This window comes from Shinella sp. CPCC 101442, assembly GCF_024704725.1.
GTDB lineage: Bacteria > Pseudomonadota > Alphaproteobacteria > Rhizobiales > Rhizobiaceae > Shinella.
This window is the reverse complement of sequence record NZ_JALIQS010000001.1, coordinates 582,215-601,835: the sequence shown is the minus strand read 5'-3', so window position 1 is coordinate 601,835 and position 19,621 is coordinate 582,215. Positions and strand designations below refer to the sequence as shown.

Below are 19,621 nucleotides of genomic sequence, written 5' to 3'. Positions count from 1 at the left end.
GCACCACGCGCGGCGCCCGCGTTTTCGTCAGATTTCCCTTTGACATGCCGGCCTCGTTGCGGGATTCAGCAATCGGGGAGCCGTTGCGCCCGGCGCTTTGACAGGCCGGTGATTGCCGGACATGGTGCGCGACCGATGCCGCGAGACGAGGGATTTTGAAAAGCGCGAAGAAAGACAAGGTGCCGCGGCCCCGCAAGCCGAAAACCCTGCTGCAACAGCTCGCCGCCAAACCGGAGAAGCTGTTCTCGGGGGCATTTCGCCAGCAATATGCCGCCCTGTGCTTTCGCCGTCTACCGCAAGAGAGCGGCATCGAAATCCTCGTGGTGACCTCGCGCGACAGCGGACGCTGGATCATCCCCAAGGGCTGGCCGATGAAGGGAAGGAAACCCTACGAGGCGGCTGCCATCGAGGCACTCCAGGAGGCCGGCGTCTCCGGAAAAATCCGCAAGAAGCCGGTCGGCAGCTATACCTATCTGAAACTTCTCGACGATGGCGATGTTGCTCCCTGTGTTGTCGATATCTTCCAGATCGAAGTCACCGAGACCGCAGAGAAGTTCAAGGAGAAGGGCGAGCGGATCCTCGCCTGGGTCAACCCCGACGAGGCGGCGCGGCGTGTGCGCGAAATCGAACTGAAATCGCTGCTGGTAGAGTTCGAGCCCCGCTGAGGTCCGTTCACCCGCACGACGGTCGGGGAGGCGGTCCCGAAGGGGTGATTCCATCGTCACCCGGAATTCTCGCCGGTTGTTCTGCTTGAAGGGGTGAAGGATCCTCCGCCTCTCCGGTCTTTCATGGCCCCGGACGGCTTTGCCCGCACGCAGCAATGGCGCTATACGAAGGGGATGGCGCGATGATGCGTGTGGCTGCGTCGATTTTTTTGGGCGGCGGGACTGCATCGCGGGCACCTGAAACGTCCCCATCCCATGGGCCGGAGCCTGGCCTCGATCGAGTTGCGACCGGAGATGCGTGCCATTTTGTCTATCCGCATAGCAGGAACGGGGCACGTGGTGCCGGCACGGGTGGTTCTGTCGGAAGAGCTCGACTGCAAGCTTGGCTTTTCTGCCGGCCATCTGGAGAAGGTTTCCGGGGTTCGCAGCCGTTACGTCTGCGAGGCGGAAGACCAGATCGACCTTGCCGCCGCCGCCGCCCGCCTTGCGATGGAAAGGGCGACGGTCGCTGCGAGGGATATCGATCTCGTGCTCGGCGCCTGCGGTATCCCCTACCAGACCCTGCCGGCAACCGCTCCGCTCGTCATGCGCAGGCTCGGCATTCCCGACGGTGCGGCGGCTGCCTTTGACGTCAATGCCACCTGTCTCAGCTTCCTCTCGGCCCTCGAACTGGCCGCCGGTCGCATCGCTACCGGACAATCCCGCACGGCGCTTGTCTTTTCCGCGGACATTGCCTCGCGTGCGCTGCCCTGGAAAGAGCAGCCGGATGTCGCAGCGCTGTTCGGCGACGGCGCTGCCGCGGTGGTGCTGACGGCGGCGGAGGAGGGCGCGGGCGCAATCCGCGCCAGTCTGATGCGCACCTATCCGTCGGCCTATGAAGCCTGCGAGATCGGCGCCGGCGGCACGCGCTTCGATTTCGAGCGGAAGCCCGCGGAATTTACCGCTCACGCCGTCTTCCGCATGGATGGCAAGGAGCTCTTCCGCGTCACGCATCGCCATTTTCCCCGCTTCGTCGATGACTTGCTCGCGGCGGCCGGATGGTCGCCCGCCGATGTGGATCTCGTTGTGCCGCACCAGGCGAGCCCGCTGGCGCTGGAGCACATGATCGAGCAGACGGGCATGCGGGGCGAGCGTGTGGTCAACATCGCGGCGCGCTTCGGCAACCAGATCGCCGCCTCCATTCCAACCGCCCTCGACATCGCCTGGCGGGACGGTCGCATCAAGAGAGGAACGCGGCTTTTGCTGCTCGGCACGTCGGCCGGCGTCTCCTTTGGCGGCATGGCAATCGAGGTCTGATCCGGATGCGCGTGCTTGTCACCGGAGCGACGGGATTTCTAGGCGGCAGGCTGATCCGGCATCTCGGCGCCCGCGGCTTCGACACGCTCGCGCTGGGCAGGGATGAAAGGCGGTGCAACGCCCTCCGGGAAGCGGGTTTTGCGACCGTTCGCGCGGATCTTTCCCATCCCGTCCTGCATCTGGCGAGTGTTTTCAGCGAGGTGGACGCGGTCGTGCATTGCGCCGCGCTCTCGGCCCCCTGGGGTCCCCTTGCAGCCTTCCGCGCGGCCAATGTCGAGGGCACGCGAAACGCGCTCGATCTTGCCGACATGCTGGGTGCCCGCCGGTTCGTCAACATCTCTTCGCCGACGGTCTATTTCGAGATGAAGGACAAGACGGACGTTGCCGAAACCGCGCCGCTGCCGCGCCCGGTCAACGCCTATGCTCGCACCAAGGCGGAGGCCGAGCAACTGGTGCTTGCGCGCGAAACACTCGGTCCGGTCAACCTGCGGCCTCGCGGCATCTATGGCGCCGGGGAAGAGACGCTGCTGCCTCGTCTTGTCGCTGCCGCCCGGCGCGGTCCACTGCCGCTGCTGCGCGCCGGCGCCGCCGCTATCGACCTCACCCATGTCGATGACGTGGTGGCGGCCATCGAGGCGGCGCTGACGGCCGGACCGGCGATTTCAGGCGAGACCTTCAACATTTCGGGTGGCGAGATGGTGAAGGTGCGTGAGGTTGTCGAACATGTCTGCGGGAAACTCGCCGTTCTGCTGCGCTGGAAGACGGTGCCGTTCCGTCCGGCATTGATGGCCGTGCGGCTGGCGGAGCTGGCAAGTCTCGCACGCCCCACCCCACGGGAACCGCTGGTGACGCCCTATACGTTGGGTCTCTTCGCCTTCCGGCAGAGCCTGGATATTTCCAAGGCATGCCGGATGCTCGACTGGCAACCCCGGATTTCGCTCGGCCAAGGGCTCGCCATGACCCTCGACGGACGGCGGGTGCCATGAAACCGGTTTTCGCCAACAGCGCTTTCGTTACCGCGCCGGAGCGCCTGTTCCTGCGTGGCGGAACCTGGCGGCGGGTGCCGCTGAAGGTGCGCTACGGTATCTTCACGCATCCCGAGGCCGGGCTGGTGCTTGTCGATACCGGCTATGGGCCGCGGGTGACGCGAGGGCCGCGCAGCCCGTCGCTCCGTCTCTACAACACGGTCCTGCACCCGGAACTGGTGCTGGAGGGCCAGCCCGGAACCGTGCTGCGAAAACTCGGTTTCACGCCCCATGATGTCGGCACTGTCATCCTCACGCATTTCCACGCCGACCACGTCGCCGGCCTCGATCTCTTCCCGAAGGCCCGGATCATCGCAAAGGCCGAGGTGCTTGGGCGCATCCTGAAACAGCGCGCCTGGAAAAGCCTGGGCCACGGCATTTTCACCGAACTTCTGCCCGCCGATCTTGCTTCCCGGACGTTAGACGTCGACGGGATTTCTCCCAGGGAGGCTCCGCTCGGGCTTGGGGTCGGTCGCGACCTTTTTGGTGACGGCAGCGTGCTAGCCATCGATCTTCCCGGTCATGCGGAGGGCCATTTCGGCCTCTGTTTTACGGACCTGCCCAAGCCGCTCCTCTATGCCGTGGATGCACAATGGTGCACCGATGCGCTCGGGGACGAACGGCATCCCGGCTTCCCGGCAAACCTGATTGCGGACGACGCGTCTGCACTTGTCGAAAGCGCCCGACGCGTCCTCGCCTTCCGCCAGGTCGGCGGCGCGGTGCTTCTTTGCCACGATCCGGCGGCGAGCCCCTATGACTTCGCGCAGGAGACACCATGACGGGACGTCTCCGTATCGCCTCGGCTTTCGCGCAAACCCTGTGGACCTGCCGCGCCGGCCGTCCCCGCGCCGCATTCGAACGCTGGCAGGCCGGCATCCTTCGCAGCTGGCTCGAACGGGACCTGCCCGCCGTCGGTTTCTACCGCAATGCGCCGCCCCGGCTGGAGGCTCTGCCGGTCATCGACAAGGCCACCGTCATGGCGGATTTCGCCGCCTTCAACCGGGGGCGCATCTCCGCTGAAGAGGGCTGGCGCGCTTTCGAAACGACGGGCCGGATCGGCGAGGTCAGCATCGGCGCCAGCACCGGCACGAGCGGCAATCGCGCCCTCTACGCCATCACCGGGGCCGAGCAGGAGCGCTGGCTCGGCACCATCCTCGCCAAGGCGGTGCCGCGCTTTCTTGTCGAGCCAGAACGCGTTGCCGTCATCCTGCCCCAGAATTCCGCGCTTTACGACGGCGCCAACCGCTCGCGCCTGCTGCGGCTGGCATTCTTCGACCTGCGGCAGGGCTTCGAGCGCTGGCTGCCGGCGCTGGAAGCCTTCGCGCCGACCACGATCGTCGCGCCGCCACGGGTGCTGCGCCATCTTGCCGAACAATCCGAGCGGCTGCAGCCGCGCCGGCTTTTTGCCGGGGCGGAAACGCTGGATGCGGTGGACCGAACCGTCATTGAGGCGCGCTTCGGCGGCAAACTCGGGCAGATCTACATGGCGACGGAGGGGCTTTTCGCGGTGTCCTGCGCCGAGGGCCGGCTGCATCTGGCGGAAGACGCCAATTTCTTCGAGTTCGAGCCGGTTGCGGACAGGCTGGTCGCACCGCTGGTGACGGGCTTGCGCCGCCGGTTCCAGATCATGGCGCGCTACCGCATGAACGATCTCCTGCGCCTGTCGGAGCGTCCCTGCGCCTGCGGCTCGCCGCTGAGGGCGGTGGACGAGGTGGTGGGCCGGATGGACGACGCCTTTCTCTTCGACCGGGCCGATGGCGCCCAGCTTCTGGTGACGCCCGACGTGATGCGCAACGCCGTGCTCGACGCTGCCCGGGAGATCACCGATTTCCGCATCCTGCGGGAGGAGCGTGACAGGATCGTGCTCGTGCTGAAGCCGGAGTTGGCGGAGGAAAGCGCAAGGGTCGCGCTCCGTGCACTCGGACAGGTCTTCTCGCAGCGTGGGCTCTCCCCGGAGATTGTTCTGCGGCGGGAGGCGATGGCGTTCGAGGTGCATCGCAAGCTCCGGCGGGTGGAAAACCGGTTCCAGCCGGAGGGCGGGGCATGACGGTGCTGCCGGGAGAGAGCGAGCGGGTGCGCAACGAGCCGGAAGCCGTTCGCCGCTTCGTGGAGTTGTTCAACGCCCATCCCGTGTCCGATCTCATCGGCAACCTGACAACAAGGGTCGATGCCGTCGAGGTCGAGGGACGGCATTTGCCGGTGAGCGTCAATGACGGGACCGATGCGCCGACCTGCTATATCTGCTGTCCGAGCAGCGCCTATGTCGATTATGCCATCGACGAGACCCGCAACTTCGCGGCCGCCCCCCTCGTGCGCCGTGCGGCCCGCACGCTCATCCGCGCCTGCCGCCCGCTGGTGAAGGCAAGCGGTCTCGACCGGCAGGTGCAGGTGAACAACTGGCTGCTTTCCACCAATCCGGTGCCGACCATAGACCCCTCGGCCGCCGCGGCGCTTGTTGCCCGGCTGCGCGACCGGTTTCCCGACAGGGCCATCGTCATCCGTTCTCTCAACGAAACGGCCGATGGGCCAACCATCGCCAGTCTCGAGATGGCGGGTTTTCGCTTTCTTGCGGCGCGCCGCATCTATCTGTTTTCCGGCGAGACCGCGCGCGATACGCAAAACAGGCACTATGACCGCACGCTGCTCGGTCGCACACCCTATCGCTTCGCACCCGGCGAGAGTTTTACGGAAGTAGACTATGCGCGCGCCGCCGAACTCTACAAGCTGCTCTATCTCGACAAGTACACCCCGCTCAACCCGCATTATTCCGCGCTCTATATCCGTGAGATGCATCGGCGCGGCCTGTTCGACCTTGTCGGCTTCCGGGATGGCGAGGGGCGGCTGGTGGCGGTATCCGGCTTCTTCGCGAATGGCCGCACATTGACGCAGCCGATCGTCGGCTATGATACGAGCCTTCTGCTGAGGGACGGGCTCTATCGGCTGGTGATGGCGACGGGCCAGGCGATGGCGGCCGAGCGTGGCCTCTTCTTCAACATGAGCGCCGGTGCCGGCCGTTTCAAAAGCCTGCGCGGCGCGGTGCCGGTCATCGAGTACAACGCCGTCTATGTCGCCCATCTTCCGCTCAGGCAGCGCCTGGCGGTGCGGCTCATGGAAGGGCTGCTGCGGCGCATCGGCATTCCGCTCCTGGAGGCATTCGACCTATGACCTTTTCCCCCGATGGATGGCAGGCGGTTGCCATTGCGGCCGAGATCGGCAAGACGCCGCGGCGCATCCTGCTTTCCGGCCTGCCTGTCGTGTTGTTCCGCAGCGGAGAGGACATCGCCGCGCTGCACGACCGCTGTCCGCATCGGCATGTGGAATTGTCGAGGGGCAGGGTCGAAAACGGCGAGATCGAATGCCCCTATCACGGCTGGCGCTTCAACGCCGCCGGCACCTGTACGGCTATTCCGGGGTTGACCGGTGCGGTGCCGGGCTATCGTGTCCCGAGGTTGAAGACGGTCGTGAAGGAGGGCGTCGTCTTCGTCGCGCGGGGTGAGCCGGAAGGAGAACCCTATCTGCACTGTGCGGAGGGGCAGGAAATCATCCTGAAGCTCGTGGGGAGCAGCACGCGCTCGACGCTGGTCGATACGGCCGAAAACATCCTTGACGCCACGCACACGCATTTCACCCACAAGGGTCTTTTGCGTGGCCTGAGCAGCCAGCGCCAGCGTGTTCGCGTCGATGTGTCCGGCGGTCCCGACTGGGTCGAGGCGTGTTACACCGGGGAGGAGCGGCAACATGGCCTGATCAGCCGGCTGCTGGAGGGCGACCGGGTCAAGACGATCGGGCGCTTCCGTTCTCCCGGCATTGCGGAACTGGAATATTGGGGTGCGAAAGGCCTGGTGCTCGCCACGACCTTCCATCTCCGGCAGGCGGCGGAAAACCAGGTGGACGGCATCGGTTGCCTGATCGGCCCGCGCGGCGGGTTGCTCGATCACCTCAAATCCTATGCCTTCCGGCCGATGTTCCGCATCGCGCTGGAGCAGGATCGCCGGGTGCTGACTTCGGCAAGCCTGAATGCGGCCTATTGGCCCGAAGCCTCCCCCATCGTCGGCCCGCTCGATTTCCTGCGCCGCAGCATCGAGGCCATCGTGGCCGGCATCCTGCCGCCTGTCGCGGAACGGCCGGAGACGTTTTACATAGAACTTTGATCCGGCCCGTCCCATTCGATGTCGCGGGTGGAGGCGCGTTGCAGGGAGATCCGGTGGCGGAGAGCAAGGGCCACGATCTCGCCAAGCGCCCGCCACTGCGCCCGTTTCGGCGCCGGATCGTCGGGCCAGTCGAGAAGCTCGTCGGCGTCCTTGAGGTTGCGGAGGAAACCGCTGATCTGCCCCGCCCGCAATGCGGCCGGCAGGCCGTAGAGCCAAAGCGCCAGGCGGACGGTCTGCGGGCGTAGGACGTCCGGTTCGACCGTGCCGTCGCCCGCTGCGATTGCTGCCGCGAAGGCCTGCGGATTGCGGAAGAAATGCAGGCCGCTCGTGGCCCGGGGATTGCATTCCAGCGGCAGCACGGTGCCGTCTGGTCGGCGGATCAGGTCGAAGGACAGCTGACCCGTCCAGCCGGTGCCCGCGGCGAAGCGGGTGACGAAAGCCTTGGCCGCCCCGTTTTCGACCGGCACGAAATAGATGCCGGCACCTTTGCCGGCCCGGTAGACCGAGCGGTAGAGCGAGAAGGCCTGTAGACGCCCGCCATTTGCGATGGCGTAGACGCTGAGTTCCTCGCCTTCGAGGAATTCCTGGGCGACCCAGGGCGCCTGTGGCGTCGGGGCAAGTGCGTCCAGTTGTTCCGGCTGGGGGCGAAGCAGAACCCGGCTTGCGAAACGTGACCAGGCCGGCTTGAAGACCAGTTTTGGCGCCGATCCCCTGATGGCGGCGAGGTCGGCCCGACTTTTGATGAGCGTCGTTTGTGGTGCGGCAAGGCCGAGGTCATTGCAGAGTTCGATGAAATCGAACTTGTTGTGCGCGCGGCCGAGGAGGTCGATATCCGGGGCGAAGAGTTTTGCCGTGGGGCGCCGCTCGCGCCAGATGGCGGCAAGGTAAAAAACCTCCTCGCAGGTCGGCAGGACCAGCGCGATGCCTTCCCGTTTCACCAGAGCCTCGACGGCATCGCCGTATCTTTGCGGCTCGAAGCGCGGCGGCGGCAGGCGGACGTAGCTCGCGCAGGTGCTGCTGGCGGCGGAGAGGGGAGAGGCCGGCGTATCGGCCAGCACCACGCGCCAGCCCGCGCCATGGAACAGCCGTGCCAGATGCAGCGCGACCGGCGCTCGTGCACCGGTGATCAGGACGGATCTGGGCGGGATGGAGACTGGCATCGGATCCGGTTTTCGTAGGCCTTGTTCTATAGACGATTCTGCCGCGTTGGATCACTCCACCGCTGCCCTGAGTGCGCGCATGATCTCGTCGGCGAACATGGAGGCGGCGAGCGCGCGTCCGCGCTTTTCGCGCTGCACGAGGGAGAGCACGTTCTTGCCGAAGGTGCGGTCGCGTATCTGTACATAGGTGAGCAGGCCGTTGCGCTGTTCCTCGGCGATGTCGAACTTGCTGAGAAAGGCGATGCCGTCGCCGCTGGCGGCCAGGCACTTCATCGCCTCGATGGAATTGGTCAGGAAGGCCGGCTCCACGGCAAGCCCGGCCTCCGAAAAGGCATCGGCGACAATGCCGTGGATCAGCATCGACTTGTCGGCGAAGATCAGCGGGTAAGGTTCGCAGAAGGAAAGCGGCAGGGTCTCCATGCCGGCGAGCGGATGTTCCGGCGAGACGACCGCGCCGAGCCGCGTGTCCAACTTCCAGAGCGTTTCGATCTGCGGCATGACGGGCAGGTTGAAGGCGAGGCCGAGGTCCGCCTCGCCGTCGATGACCGCCTGCACGATATCGCGCACGAACATCACGCGGATGGAGATTTTTAGCCGGGGGTGGCGGGCGCAGAAGCTCGCGGCCGCCTTCGGCACAATGCCGCCGGCAAGGCCGTTCATGGTGGCGATGATCACCTCGCCGCTCTGCAAGGTCTTGATATCGCGGATCTCGGCCTCGACCTGACTGTATTCCTTGATCGTGCGGCGCACATGGGCCAGCAGGATTTCGCCCGCCGGCGTCAACCGCAGGCCGCGCGGCAGGCGCTCGAACAGCGGCTCGCCGATCGCCTCCTCCAATTGCAGCACATGCTTGTTGATGGCCGATGGCGCGACGTTCAGCCGTTCGCCGGCCGCGCGGATCGAGCCGAGCCGCGCCACCTCGTCGATATAGCGCAGCACGCGCGAGTGCAGCATGGTCGTCTCCCTCAACCGTTCTCGAAAAGCGTACGCTTTGCGCGTAAAATACTGCTTTTCGGAAGCGGTTCAATCGCGTTCTATGACTTTCGAGAAGCGCGGATGCAGGAGCCGCGCTTGCGGGGGCAACCCCGAACGATTGCCGGCCCGGCTGCGGGCCGAAGAGACCGGAGGACCATCATGAACCAGCATGTGACCATCGCGGAGGCCGCCCACTACGACAAGGTGCGGGCGATCTTCGCCATCCTGAACGGCGAGCGGGAGGCGGACCTGCTCCTGAAGAACCTGAACATCCTCGATGTTCACGGCGAGACCGTCTATCACGGCTCGATCCTCGTCTACGACAAGCGCATCATCGCGCTCAATCCGGACGAGAGCATCCTGAAGGTCAAGGAAGTCTTCGACGGCAAGGGGCTCTACGCCATTCCGGGCCTGATCGATGCCCATATCCATTTCGAATCCCAGCTCGCCCATCCGACGGCACTCGCCGAGGCCATGGTGCCCTGCGGCACGACGACGATCTATTCCGAATGCCTCGATCTCCTGAGCGCTGCCGGGGAAGAGGGCGTCGAGGCGGCGCAGAAGCTGTTCAAGGACTACGACAAGCTGCCCTATCGCCTCTATGCCTTCGCACCGGGCAAGAAGACGGCGGCCAATGTCACCGAGGCGGTCTTGAAGATGGAACCGGTGATCGGTCTCGGCGAGTTCGAGCACTTCACCTATTCCTCGGGCAATGACGACGATTTCCGCAAGGCGGCCTGGGTTCGTGCGCAGGGCGGCTTCATGAACGGTCACTGGGGCGTCACAGCGCTCTCCGACATGATCCTCAATTACCTGCCGGCCATCGGCTGCTCGAACAACCACGATGTCTGGAACGAGAAGGACCTCGAAAAGAGCGTCCGCTACGGCTTCCCGACCCATATCAAGTTCGGCGTCGGCAGCGCGGAGGTGATCAAGGTGCTGCTGCGCGCCATCGTCGATCGCAAATGGCCGACCGACAATTTTATGCTCTGCACGGACAACATCTCCATCGAGCGCCTGCTGACCATGGGCCATATGGACTGGATCATTTCGCTCTGCGCCGAGATGGGCATCAACCCGATCCATGCGATCAAGATGGCGACGCTCAACACGGCGCGCTCCTTCCATATGGAAGACAAGCTCGGCTCGCTGACACCAGGCCGCTTCGCCGATATCGTGCTGACCGACAGCCTGTCGAAGATCAACCCGCTCTATGTCTTCAAGGACGGAGAGCTGGTCGCCAAGGACCGCAAGCTGCTGACGAATGCCGAGATCGATTATTCCGGCATGTGCAAGAAGGGCGTTCCAGGCCTGGTCGACCTCGCTGCCGACCAGCTCGATATCGTGCCGCTGGAAATCTCTGACGATGGCAACGCGGCAAAAGTCTATCTGTTCGACGTCTATGGCCGCGGTCACGCAAAATTCTATCAGGAAGTCTGGGTGCCGCTGCGGGACGGTAAAGTGGTGCCGGAGGTCGATGGCATCAAATATTCGCGCCTTTCCGTCATCCAGCGTTATGTCGATGGCAAGCGCCACATCGTCAACGGTCTGTTCAAGGGCGTGTCGATCGATCGCGGCGCGGTCGCGACCTTCTGGCCGGCGCCAAAACCCTACTTCGTCGTGGTGGGGGAAGAGAGCGCGGAAATGTGCCACTGCGTCAAGCAGGTCGACAGCCATGCCGGCGCCTGCATCGTGACGGAGAACGGCCAGGAGAAGGCGGTGATGCCGCTCGAAATCTACGGCGTCATGGCGAACATGACTGTTTCCGAGCTGACGGCGGCGGCCAAATCCATCGATGCGGCGCTCGAGGCGATGGGCAACCGCAATGAGGGCGAGCCCGTGGTCAACAAGCTGCTCAGCCTGTTCATCTCGCTGCATCGCTTCCGGCTGATGCATTGACGGAAAGAACCGTGCCGGCAGGGGCCTCGTGCGCTTGCCGGTACCCAAAAGTTACGGATTGACCGGGAGAAGGAGTTCCGAGACATCCGCGAAAACGTTTTTGAGCGCGGCAGGCCGGGAGTGACGGGAGGCTCCGCGCAACGCCCTTGGGAGGAAACCATGGCACATAATGCGGCGGAAGCCGAAATCGTCGATACCGGCAGCCTCACCCGCCGCTGGATCATGTATGTTCTCGGCATCTACATCCTGACCTTCGGGGTCAGCCTGGCGATCCGCGCCGGCATCGGCATCTCACCGCAAAGCAGCCTGACGCGCACCATGACGCTCGTCTTTCCGCCGCTGAGCCAGGGCACCTACAATTTCATACTCGAGCTGATCATGCTCGCGCTGACCTATTTCGCCCTGCCGAAGGATTTCAAGCTCAAGAACTTTGCGTCGCTGATCCCGGCCTTCGTGCTGGCGGTGTTCCTCGATCTCAATCTCAAATTCACCGAGTTCGTGGTGCTGGAGGAATACTACCTGCGCGTCGCGCTGCTGGTTTTCGCCGATGCCGCGCTCGCCTTCGGCCTCTTCCTGATGATCCGCGCCAATCTGGTGCTGATGCCGATCGACATGTTCGTCAACACGATCTTCAAGCGCACCGGCTGGAAGTGGGGCAATATCAAGACGGGTTTCGACTGCACGCTTCTGGTGACGTCCGCCCTGATAGGCCTCGGTTTCCTTGGAGAAATCCACTTCATCCGCGAGGGCACGATCATCAATGCCATCCTCATCGGGCAATATATCCGGCTCTATTTCTTCCTCTTCAAGAAGCTGAACGCCAAGAAGGACGTGCCCGAGGCAGGCACGCTCGAAGCGACCGCGAAGTGAGATTGGACGAAAGAGATCGCAAGGCAGGGCGCCCCGCACGGGCGCCCTGCGGCGTTTTGCGGAGCAACCGGGCAAATCGCTGGCCATCCGGGCGAATCCCGCTTATGCCGGACGCTTGAGCGCGCTTGCGCATCCGGTGAACATATCGACGTCATGAAAGCCATTTCCGGCACCAATCTTGAACAGGCGAAAGCGCACAACCGGCGGGTCGTGATCGAGGCGATCCGCACCAACGGTCCGCTGTCGCGCGCGGCGATCGCCCGCCTGACGGCGCTGACCGCGCAGACCGTGTCGAACATCGTCGAAGAACTGGAAGGCTCGCAACTGCTGAAGCCCGATAGCCCGCAGAAGCTGGCGCGGGGCCAGCCGATCACGCCCTATTCGATCAATCCTGACGGCGCCTATTCGATCGGGCTGGAGTTGGAACGCGACCACGCAGCGGGCGTCCTGACCGACCTTTCGGGCACGATCCGTGCGCGCGTCACCCGCCCCATCGATCCGCCGACGCCGGAACAGGCGATCCCGATCCTCGCCGCGATCAGCGCGGAATTGCAGACGGCGTTTCCCTTCGACCGCAACCGCCTGCTCGGCGTCGGCATCGCCATGCCTGGGCGATACGCGGCGGAGGGCATCACCTCGCTCACCCCGATCGCGCTGCCGGGCTGGCAGCACTACGAGGTGGGGCCGGCGCTGGAGCGGCTCGTCGGCGTGCCGGTCCTGGTGGAGAACGATGCGACGGCGGCGGCGATCGGCGAACGGCTTTACGGCGTGGCGCGGGGCCTGAGCAGCTTCGTCTATCTCTTTCTCGGCGGCGGTATCGGCGCGGGCATGTTCCTCGACGGCCATCTCTATCGCGGCAGCCGGGCCAATGCCGGCGAGATCGGCCATATCGTCGTCGAGCCTGATGGACTGCCCTGCGTCTGCGGCAAGCGTGGCTGCCTCGACCGTTATGTCTCGCTCGGTGCGGCTTACGAGCATTTGAAGATCGACGATCCCGGCGCGTATGCCGTCGAAGCGCTCGATGCGATGATCGAGGAGGCCGGGCCGGCGCTGGACGGCTGGCTGGATGCGGCGGCGGAGCCGATGCGCCGGACCATCGATTTTCTCGAACTGGCCTTCGATCCGCAGACCATCGTGCTCGGCGGGCCGATGCCTGCGGGCCTGCTGGCGCGGCTTGCCGCGCGCATGGAACCGCTCTATCCGCCGGTCGATCCCGACGAGGAGCGGCGCATAGCCCGCATCATGATCGCGGCGACCGGCAAGGACACCTCCATTCTCGGCGCTGCCGCCCTGCCGGTCTTTTCCGAGACGAACCCGCAATTCGCCGTGTTGCAGAAGCCCATCGCGTAAGAGACGGCTTACGTTATGGGGAAGCCGTAGAGTACCGGCATCAGGCCGGCTGCGGCCTTGAAACGCTCCCAGGATTTGCGCTCCGGCGCTGTCCAGCCGGTTTCGGCGATGGCCGAAAGGCGTGGGAAGACGAGGCGATCGAAGACGGCGCGATCCTTCATCGGCTCCGACCAGATGCAGGCCTGTACGCCCCTGAGGTTGTATCTCTGCGCATCGCTCCAGCCAGCGACGGGGTCGAATTCATAGGTCATCTCCGGTGCCGACCAGCCGGCCCAGCTGGCGCCCGGCTCGTCCCAGTCGAGGCTGTTGGCCATGTCGAGATAGTAGGCCTGGCCGGGGCAGACGACCATGGAATAGCCTTCGCCTGCAAGGGCCGCCGATACCTCCATGTCCCGCCAGCCGCAGAGATAGGTCGCAGCCTTGTCGATGACATTGCCATGCGCCGCCTCCTCCCATCCGCCGGTAACACAGCCCTGCGACGCCAGGAATTTCTGGATGCGTTCGAGGAAGAGCGCCTGCAGGACGGCTGCACCGGATCCGTCGATGGCATCGGCGCCGTGCGTGTTTGTGATGACGTTCAGCCGGCGCGCATGGGCTTCGGCCATGGCCTCGCCGCCGATCGCGCGCAGCCTCGCCAGCGCTTCCGGCGAGCCGGACCAGGCACCGATCGGCACCTCGTCGGCGCCGACATGGATCGTCTTGAACGGAAAGAGCTCGATCAGCTCCTTGAAGATGGTCTCCAGCACCTCGTAGGTCTTTTCGCGGGCCGGGTTGAGGCAATTGTCCGGGAAACCCTGCACGGAATAGTAACTGCCCTGTTCCTCGGGGTCGCGCAGTTCCGGAATGGCCTGCTGCATGGCGAAACAATGGCCGGGCACGTCGATCTCCGGCACGATCTCGATGCCGATGGTCCCGGCATAGGCGACGATGCCGCGGATCGTCGCCTTCGTATAGAAACCGCCGCTCTTTTCCGGGCCGGTGCCAAGCAGCGGCGGTACGGGCAGGCCATGGCCGCGCCAGGCGCCGATCTCGGTCAGCGCAGGATAGGCGTCGATTTCGACACGCCAGGATTCGTCGTCTGAGAGATGCCAGTGGAAGCGGTTGAGCTTGTTCCAGGCGAGGATGGCGAGAAGTTTGCGGATCTCCGCCTCGCCGTAGAACTGGCGCGCCACGTCGAGATGCAGCCCGCGCCAGTCCATGGACGGCGCATCCGCAATCGTTCCCGCGACGGGGAAGCTGTAGGCGTCCGGAAAATGCCGCGCGCCGCGCCAGATCTGGCCGAGCGTGACGAGGCCGTAGAACAGGCCGGTGCGGCTGGAGGCGGCAATGGAGACCGCATCGGCGGCAAGGTCGATCTCGTAGGCCTCTTTCCCAAGGCCATCCTTCAGATGCAGGCGGATCGACAGCCCGCCTTCCGAGGCGGGGCGGACGATGCCTTCCACCGAGAAGAGGTCTTCCGTGAGTTGCGTGAAAGCGTCTGCGGCCGCACGGGCTTCGGCGTCATCGGCGAGCAGGGTGAAGCCGGCAGGCGCTGCGCGCCGGCCGGAGATGGCGACCTCCCTCGGCCATGGGATCACCGAAACGGGAACCGGCGGGCTGGCGGGAACGGGAAAGGCGGCGACGCCGCGCTTCGGTGGTGCGTTTCCGCCGACCCGGAGCGTCGGGCCGGTGCCGACGGAAAGCGTGCCGCCATCGGCAAGGGCAAGATACGCGCCGCGTGCGCCGTCCGTCCAGTGTTTGAAGGCCCAGCTGAGACCATGCACGGCCACCGTCCATGTGGCACCGGGGTCCAGCACGAAACCGTCCGGCGGTAGCAGTTCCGTGAAATTGGAAAGCCGCGTGCCGACCGAGCCGCCATCGACGCTTGCGGCCGGATCGACCCGGCCGGGGCCGCTGACGCAGAGGCGGAAGCCGGCAAGGGGCGTCTTCGAATGGTTGGTCAGCTTGAGCGTATAGGCAAGCGGGCGGTCGTCGGTGGCGGGTGTCCAGGAAGTTTCGAGGGCGAAGGCGGATATCGGCATGGCAGTCTCTGCGGTCTGGAGCATTTCCAGCCGAAGCGAGATCGCCTTGGCGTCGGATAATGCGGTTGAAACGAACACCGGAAATGCTTCAGGGGATCAGGTAACGTCGAGCAATCCGGCATAGATGCCGGGGGCGGAATTGGGGATCGGCATGGCGCCGACCGTCTTTTCGTAGAAGGCCGAGGGGCCGACATCGCCGATGATGGCGTAGGCGTAGCCCATGGTCTTCAGGTCGAAGAGGGATGCCAGCAGCAGGGCATGGCCGATGCCGAGCCCGCGTGCCTCTTCATCGACGCCTGTGGGGCCGAAGAAGCCGCGGGCGATCGACTCGTGGCAGGCGAAGCCGACGAGTTTTTGCGCACGCGTGGCGATGAAGCAGGTCGGCGGCTGGCGCGTCAGCGCCACGGCGGTTTCGCTCGCCCAGCCCTTGCCGAATTTTTCCGTGACCCATTCGGTCACCAGCCGTGCCTCCGGCGCGAGCGGCCGGCGGATCGTGACGCCGGCCTGCGCCATTCTGGCGTCGAGGTCGGGCTTCGGCGTCAGGAGCGAGAGATTGACGAGATAATCCAAGCTGAAATCCTCTAGTTTTGTGCCGCGAGCGCGCGGACGAAATGGTTTTTCCCGACCTGTTCGACCGCAGTCGATGTCGGCCGGCTCAGCGCGCGGACCTTTTCCGCCCGTTCGAGGAAGCGCGCGCTTTCGCCGATGATAAACGGTCTCGCCCCGTCAGGCACGGCCGAAAGCAGGAGTTGGGTATAGGGATGGCGTGCATCGGCAATCACCGCCTCCGTATCGCCCCACTCCACCATCTGGCCGGCGAACATCACCACGATCTCCTCCGCCACATGGGCTGCGGTGGCAATGTCGTGGGTGATGTAGAACAGCGCCAGGCTGCGCTCGCGCTTGATGCGGGCGAGCAGTTCCAGGATGCCGAGCCGGATCGAGACGTCGAGCATCGAGGTCGGCTCGTCGGCGACCAGCACGCGCGGTTGCACGGCGAGCGCGCGGGCGATGTTGACGCGCTGGCGCTGGCCGCCGGAAAGCTCGTGCGGGTATTTTTGCCGTGTCACCGCCGGGTCGAGGCCGACATCGGCAAGCAGCGTGGAAACCGCTTCGGCGACGCCGGCTTTACCCTCTGCATGGCGATGCAGGAGGACCGGGCGGGAGAGGTGGTGATCGATGGAAAAGACGGGGTTCAGCGAGGAGAAGGGGTCCTGAAAGACCATCTGGACGTCGCGGCGGTAGGCCCGTTCCTCCTCACGCGTGCCCGTCGCGGTGGCGTCACGGCCACGGAAGGAGAGGCGGCCCGATGTCGGCCGGTCCATACGGGCGATGATGCGGGCACAGGTCGTCTTGCCGCAGCCGGATTCGCCGACCAGCGCCAGCGCCCGGCCTGGCGTCAGCGAGAGCGAAATACCGCGCAGCGCTTGCACGGCACCAAAACTGCGCTCGATGTTTTCCAGACGGATGACCGGCTCCACCGCGGGCAGGGAAAGGTTTGGGGCGAGGTTCATGCCACACCTCCCGCCAGTTCCGGCCGACCCGGCAGCTGTGGAATGGCGTTCCACAACCGGCGGGTATAATCATGCGCCGGAGCGCCGCTCACCTGCCTGACTTCGCCGACCTCGACCAGCTCGCCCTTCAGCATGACGCCGATGCGATGGCAGAGCTGCGCCATCAGGTGCAGGTCATGGGTGATGAACAGCACGGAAAAACCGTGGCTGCGTTGCAGGTCGATCACCTGTTCGAGGATTTCCCGCTGCACCACCACGTCGAGCGCGGTCGTCGGCTCGTCCATGATGATCAGTTCCGGCTGCAGGGCGAGGCAGATGGCGATGACGATGCGCTGGCGCATGCCGCCGGAAAATTGGTGCGGATAGTCGGAAAGCCGGCCGGTGGGAATGCCGACCAGCTTGAACATGGCTTCCGCCCGTTCGCGCGATTGCGCGCGCGTCGCGCCGGTATGCCGGTGCAGCACGTCATGGAATTGCGCCTCGACACGCATCAGCGGGTTCAGCGAGTTCATGGCGCTCTGGAACACCATGCCGACGCGCCGCCAGCGTACTTTCTGCATTTCGCCTTCCGGCAGTTTCAGGAGATCGCGGCCGTCGAGCAGGATTTCACCGCCGGCAATCCAGGCGGGCGACTTGGCAAGGCGGGTGATGGCAAAGGCGATGGTGCTCTTGCCGCAGCCCGATTCCCCGGCAAGCCCGAAGATCTCGCCGCGGCCGATATCGAAGGAGACGTTCTTCACGGCACGGAAGGCGCCCTTGTCGAGGAGATAGTCGACCTCGAGATTGCGGATTTGCAGCAGCGTGTCGCTCATCATGCGCCTCCAAGGCTTCTGTTGCGCTGGCGGTTGAGGCGCAGCCACCGCGTCAAAGCGGGGCCGGAGCGCAGCTGCGGATTGGCGATCTCGTCGAAGGTGAAGTTGACGAGCGCAAGGCCGAGACCGATCAGCGCGATGCCGGTGGCGGGTGCGCCGATATCCCACCAGGCGCCGAGGATGATCGCGGAAGAGTTCTGCGCATTGTAGAGCATCGTGCCCCAGGTCACCTGCAACGGATCGCCGAAACCGAGATATTCGAGCGTCGTCTGAGCGACGACCGCATAGATGATGCTGCCGACGAGATTGATGCCGATCAGCGGCAAAAGGTTCGGCAGGAGCTCGACGAAGAGCACGCGCCAGGCCGGCTCGCCGATCATGCGCGCGGCGATGACGAAATCGCGGTTGCGCAACGCCATGGTCTGCGAGCGCGTCATGCGCGCACCCCAGGGCCAGGAGGTCAGCGCGATGATCGCCATGATGGCGAGCGGCCCGACCGTGCCGGCAAAGGAGGCGAGCAGGATGAGCAGGGGTATGTTGGGGATGACGAGCACGGCATTGGTGGCGAGGTCAAGGGCGGCATCGGTGCGCCCGCCGGCATAGCCGGCGACCAGGCCGATGGCCGTGCCGACAATGGTGATGGCGATGCCCGTTGCGAAGCCGACAGCGAGCGACGTGCGGGAGCCCCAGACGAACTGGGTATAGACGTCGCGGCCCATCTTCGTCGTGCCGAAGACATGCTCGACGGTCGGCGGCTGGTGCGAGCGGCCGACACGGGCGCTCGGCGCGCCGGGCGCGATGATGGGGGCGAAGAGCGCCATCAGGCATAGCGCTGCGATGATGATCAGGCCGGCGACGGCCTTCTTCTGCTGGAGGAGGATTTTGAGGCCGGATATCATGCGGAACCGTCCTTCAGTCTCGGGTCGATGACGCCGTAGACGATATCGACGAGAAGATTGGCGCCGAGCGTGGCGAGCGTCATCAGCAGCAGCTGGCCCTGGATGACGGGATAGTCGCGCGCGACGCTGGCGGTGAAGAGGGTGAGGCCGAGGCCCGGATAGTTGAAGACGATCTCGGTGACGATCGACCCGCCGAAGACTGCGCCGAGCATCAAAGCGAGGTTGGTGAGGACGGGCAACATGGCGTTGCGCGCGCCGTAGCCGAGCATGACGGTCGCCGCCGTCAGCCCCTTGGCGCGGCCCATCGTGACATAGTCTTCGCCGAGCACCGAGATCATCGACGAGCGCATGGTCGTCTGGAATTCGCCGATGAGATAGGGCGAGAGCGTCAGAACGGGCAGGATGGCGTGGTAGAAGACGCTGCCGGCGAAGGTGAAGTTGATGCCGGGGTCGAGGTTTGGATCATAGGCATAGCCGACCGGGAACCAGCGTAGCGACACGCCGAAGACGAAGAGGGCCGTCAGCGCGATGATGACGGGCGGCACGGCGATCATGACCACCGAAAACGGTGAGACGACCGTGTCGAACCGCCCGCCGCGCCGCCAGGCGGCGATGGCGCCGAGCAGGGTGCCGACGACGAGCGAGAAGGTGATTGCCGTCACGACGAGGAACAGCGTCCAGAGCGTCGAACGGGCGAGCACCTCGGTCACGGTCTGCGGATAATATTTGACGGAGACGCCGAGATCGAGCGTCGCCAGTCCCTTGAGATAGTCGAGGAACTGGGCGGCGATCGGCGCCTCGACGGCGCCGAACCTGGCTTTGATCGCCTCGACGGCGGCGGGCGTCGCGCGGGGACCGAGCTGGGCGATCATCGCATCGACGGGGGACCCCGGCATGAGCCGGGGGACCGTGAAGTTCATGACGATCGCAAAGCCGAGCGCCACCGCATAGACGCCGAGGCGCCGGGAGGAGATGTACATCCCG

18 protein-coding genes are annotated in these 19,621 nt (G+C 65.0%); 10 read left to right on the top strand and 8 right to left on the bottom strand.

The window, feature by feature from the left end; all coding sequences use genetic code 11:
• The first annotated feature begins 155 nt into the window (after positions 1-155).
• The 7 genes from MUO32_RS02780 (at position 156) to MUO32_RS02750 (ending at position 7,137) form a co-directional block, all read left to right on the top strand.
• Positions 156-665, top strand: coding sequence for an NUDIX hydrolase (locus MUO32_RS02780; RefSeq protein ID WP_257946700.1), 510 nt, complete (start codon positions 156-158; stop codon positions 663-665).
• Positions 666-1,001: 336 nt separating this feature from the next.
• Complete coding sequence (locus MUO32_RS02775) at positions 1,002-1,961, top strand: 3-oxoacyl-ACP synthase III family protein (protein WP_257946699.1); 960 nt, start codon at positions 1,002-1,004, stop codon at positions 1,959-1,961.
• Between the two features lie 5 nt (positions 1,962-1,966).
• Positions 1,967-2,947 (top strand): NAD(P)-dependent oxidoreductase, encoded by a 981-nt coding sequence (locus tag MUO32_RS02770; protein ID WP_257946698.1) that lies wholly within the window; start codon positions 1,967-1,969, stop codon positions 2,945-2,947.
• The gene (locus MUO32_RS02765; RefSeq protein ID WP_257946697.1) at positions 2,944-3,765 is read left to right on the top strand and encodes an MBL fold metallo-hydrolase; all 822 of its coding nucleotides are present in this window, start codon (positions 2,944-2,946) and stop codon (positions 3,763-3,765) included. Before MUO32_RS02770 ends, MUO32_RS02765 begins: the two co-directional genes overlap by 4 nt.
• Entirely contained in the window at positions 3,762-5,033 is a 1,272-nt protein-coding gene (locus MUO32_RS02760) for a CoF synthetase (RefSeq protein ID WP_257946696.1), read from the top strand. The genes MUO32_RS02765 and MUO32_RS02760 overlap by 4 nt, the downstream gene beginning before the upstream one ends.
• Positions 5,030-6,151, top strand: coding sequence for a GNAT family N-acetyltransferase (locus MUO32_RS02755; protein ID WP_257946695.1), 1,122 nt, complete (start codon positions 5,030-5,032; stop codon positions 6,149-6,151). The genes MUO32_RS02760 and MUO32_RS02755 overlap by 4 nt, the downstream gene beginning before the upstream one ends.
• A complete protein-coding gene (locus tag MUO32_RS02750) occupies positions 6,148-7,137 on the top strand; it encodes a Rieske (2Fe-2S) protein (protein ID WP_257946694.1) in 990 nt (329 codons plus the stop codon). Before MUO32_RS02755 ends, MUO32_RS02750 begins: the two co-directional genes overlap by 4 nt.
• Here the strand turns inward: MUO32_RS02750 and MUO32_RS02745 are convergent.
• On the bottom strand, positions 7,122-8,297 hold the full coding sequence (locus tag MUO32_RS02745; protein ID WP_257946693.1) for an ATP-grasp domain-containing protein: 1,176 nt from the start codon (positions 8,295-8,297) through the stop codon (positions 7,122-7,124). The two genes, MUO32_RS02750 and MUO32_RS02745, sit on opposite strands and share 16 nt — an antisense overlap.
• Positions 8,298-8,348: 51 nt before the next feature.
• Complete coding sequence (locus MUO32_RS02740; protein WP_257946692.1) at positions 8,349-9,251, bottom strand: LysR family transcriptional regulator; 903 nt, start codon at positions 9,249-9,251, stop codon at positions 8,349-8,351.
• A 180-nt stretch (positions 9,252-9,431) separates the two neighbouring features.
• On the opposite strand from MUO32_RS02740, the gene MUO32_RS02735 reads away from it, so the two are divergent.
• From MUO32_RS02735 to MUO32_RS02725, 3 genes are all read left to right on the top strand, one after another.
• Positions 9,432-11,171 (top strand): amidohydrolase family protein, encoded by a 1,740-nt coding sequence (locus MUO32_RS02735; RefSeq protein ID WP_257946691.1) that lies wholly within the window; start codon positions 9,432-9,434, stop codon positions 11,169-11,171.
• A gap of 159 nt (positions 11,172-11,330) precedes the next feature.
• Positions 11,331-12,041, top strand: a complete 711-nt coding sequence (locus MUO32_RS02730) for a YitT family protein (RefSeq protein ID WP_257946690.1) — start codon at positions 11,331-11,333, stop codon at positions 12,039-12,041.
• Positions 12,042-12,194: 153 nt separating this feature from the next.
• Positions 12,195-13,391: an ROK family transcriptional regulator gene (locus MUO32_RS02725; RefSeq protein WP_257946689.1), complete on the top strand. Its 1,197-nt coding sequence runs from the start codon at positions 12,195-12,197 to the stop codon at positions 13,389-13,391.
• Positions 13,392-13,399: 8 nt separating this feature from the next.
• Here MUO32_RS02725 and MUO32_RS02720 read toward each other — a convergent pair whose 3' ends face one another.
• From MUO32_RS02720 to MUO32_RS02695, 6 genes are all read right to left on the bottom strand, one after another.
• Complete coding sequence (locus MUO32_RS02720) at positions 13,400-15,412, bottom strand: beta-N-acetylhexosaminidase (RefSeq protein WP_374708595.1); 2,013 nt, start codon at positions 15,410-15,412, stop codon at positions 13,400-13,402.
• A 96-nt stretch (positions 15,413-15,508) separates the two neighbouring features.
• Positions 15,509-15,982 carry a GNAT family N-acetyltransferase gene (locus MUO32_RS02715; protein WP_257946688.1) on the bottom strand — a complete coding sequence of 158 codons (474 nt, stop codon included), beginning with the start codon at positions 15,980-15,982 and terminating at the stop codon, positions 15,509-15,511.
• Positions 15,983-15,993: 11 nt separating this feature from the next.
• Entirely contained in the window at positions 15,994-16,926 is a 933-nt protein-coding gene (locus MUO32_RS02710) for an ABC transporter ATP-binding protein (RefSeq protein WP_257946687.1), read from the bottom strand.
• Positions 16,923-17,738, bottom strand: a complete 816-nt coding sequence (locus MUO32_RS02705; RefSeq protein WP_257946686.1) for an ABC transporter ATP-binding protein — start codon at positions 17,736-17,738, stop codon at positions 16,923-16,925. Before MUO32_RS02705 ends, MUO32_RS02710 begins: the two co-directional genes overlap by 4 nt.
• Complete coding sequence (locus tag MUO32_RS02700) at positions 17,738-18,637, bottom strand: ABC transporter permease (RefSeq protein WP_257946685.1); 900 nt, start codon at positions 18,635-18,637, stop codon at positions 17,738-17,740. The genes MUO32_RS02705 and MUO32_RS02700 overlap by 1 nt, the downstream gene beginning before the upstream one ends.
• Positions 18,634-19,617 carry an ABC transporter permease gene (locus MUO32_RS02695; protein ID WP_257946684.1) on the bottom strand — a complete coding sequence of 328 codons (984 nt, stop codon included), beginning with the start codon at positions 19,615-19,617 and terminating at the stop codon, positions 18,634-18,636. Before MUO32_RS02695 ends, MUO32_RS02700 begins: the two co-directional genes overlap by 4 nt.
• Positions 19,618-19,621 lie beyond the last annotated feature (4 nt).

Excerpts from the sequence above, each read along its gene's own strand:
- MUO32_RS02770 (WP_257946698.1), top strand. The coding sequence starts at position 1,967 with ATGCGCGTGCTTGTCACCGGAGCGACGGGATTTCTAGGCGGCAGGCTG.
- MUO32_RS02765 (WP_257946697.1), top strand. The coding sequence starts at position 2,944 with ATGAAACCGGTTTTCGCCAACAGCGCTTTCGTTACCGCGCCGGAGCGC.
- MUO32_RS02760 (WP_257946696.1), top strand. The coding sequence starts at position 3,762 with ATGACGGGACGTCTCCGTATCGCCTCGGCTTTCGCGCAAACCCTGTGG.
- MUO32_RS02755 (WP_257946695.1), top strand. The coding sequence starts at position 5,030 with ATGACGGTGCTGCCGGGAGAGAGCGAGCGGGTGCGCAACGAGCCGGAA.
- MUO32_RS02750 (WP_257946694.1), top strand. The coding sequence starts at position 6,148 with ATGACCTTTTCCCCCGATGGATGGCAGGCGGTTGCCATTGCGGCCGAG.
- MUO32_RS02745 (WP_257946693.1), bottom strand. The coding sequence starts at position 8,297 with ATGCCAGTCTCCATCCCGCCCAGATCCGTCCTGATCACCGGTGCACGA.
- MUO32_RS02740 (WP_257946692.1), bottom strand. The coding sequence starts at position 9,251 with ATGCTGCACTCGCGCGTGCTGCGCTATATCGACGAGGTGGCGCGGCTC.
- MUO32_RS02735 (WP_257946691.1), top strand. The coding sequence starts at position 9,432 with ATGAACCAGCATGTGACCATCGCGGAGGCCGCCCACTACGACAAGGTG.
- MUO32_RS02730 (WP_257946690.1), top strand. The coding sequence starts at position 11,331 with ATGGCACATAATGCGGCGGAAGCCGAAATCGTCGATACCGGCAGCCTC.
- MUO32_RS02725 (WP_257946689.1), top strand. The coding sequence starts at position 12,195 with ATGAAAGCCATTTCCGGCACCAATCTTGAACAGGCGAAAGCGCACAAC.
- MUO32_RS02720 (WP_374708595.1), bottom strand. The coding sequence starts at position 15,412 with ATGCCGATATCCGCCTTCGCCCTCGAAACTTCCTGGACACCCGCCACC.
- MUO32_RS02710 (WP_257946687.1), bottom strand. The coding sequence starts at position 16,926 with ATGAACCTCGCCCCAAACCTTTCCCTGCCCGCGGTGGAGCCGGTCATC.
- MUO32_RS02705 (WP_257946686.1), bottom strand. The coding sequence starts at position 17,738 with ATGAGCGACACGCTGCTGCAAATCCGCAATCTCGAGGTCGACTATCTC.
- MUO32_RS02700 (WP_257946685.1), bottom strand. The coding sequence starts at position 18,637 with ATGATATCCGGCCTCAAAATCCTCCTCCAGCAGAAGAAGGCCGTCGCC.
- MUO32_RS02695 (WP_257946684.1), bottom strand. The coding sequence starts at position 19,617 with ATGTACATCTCCTCCCGGCGCCTCGGCGTCTATGCGGTGGCGCTCGGC.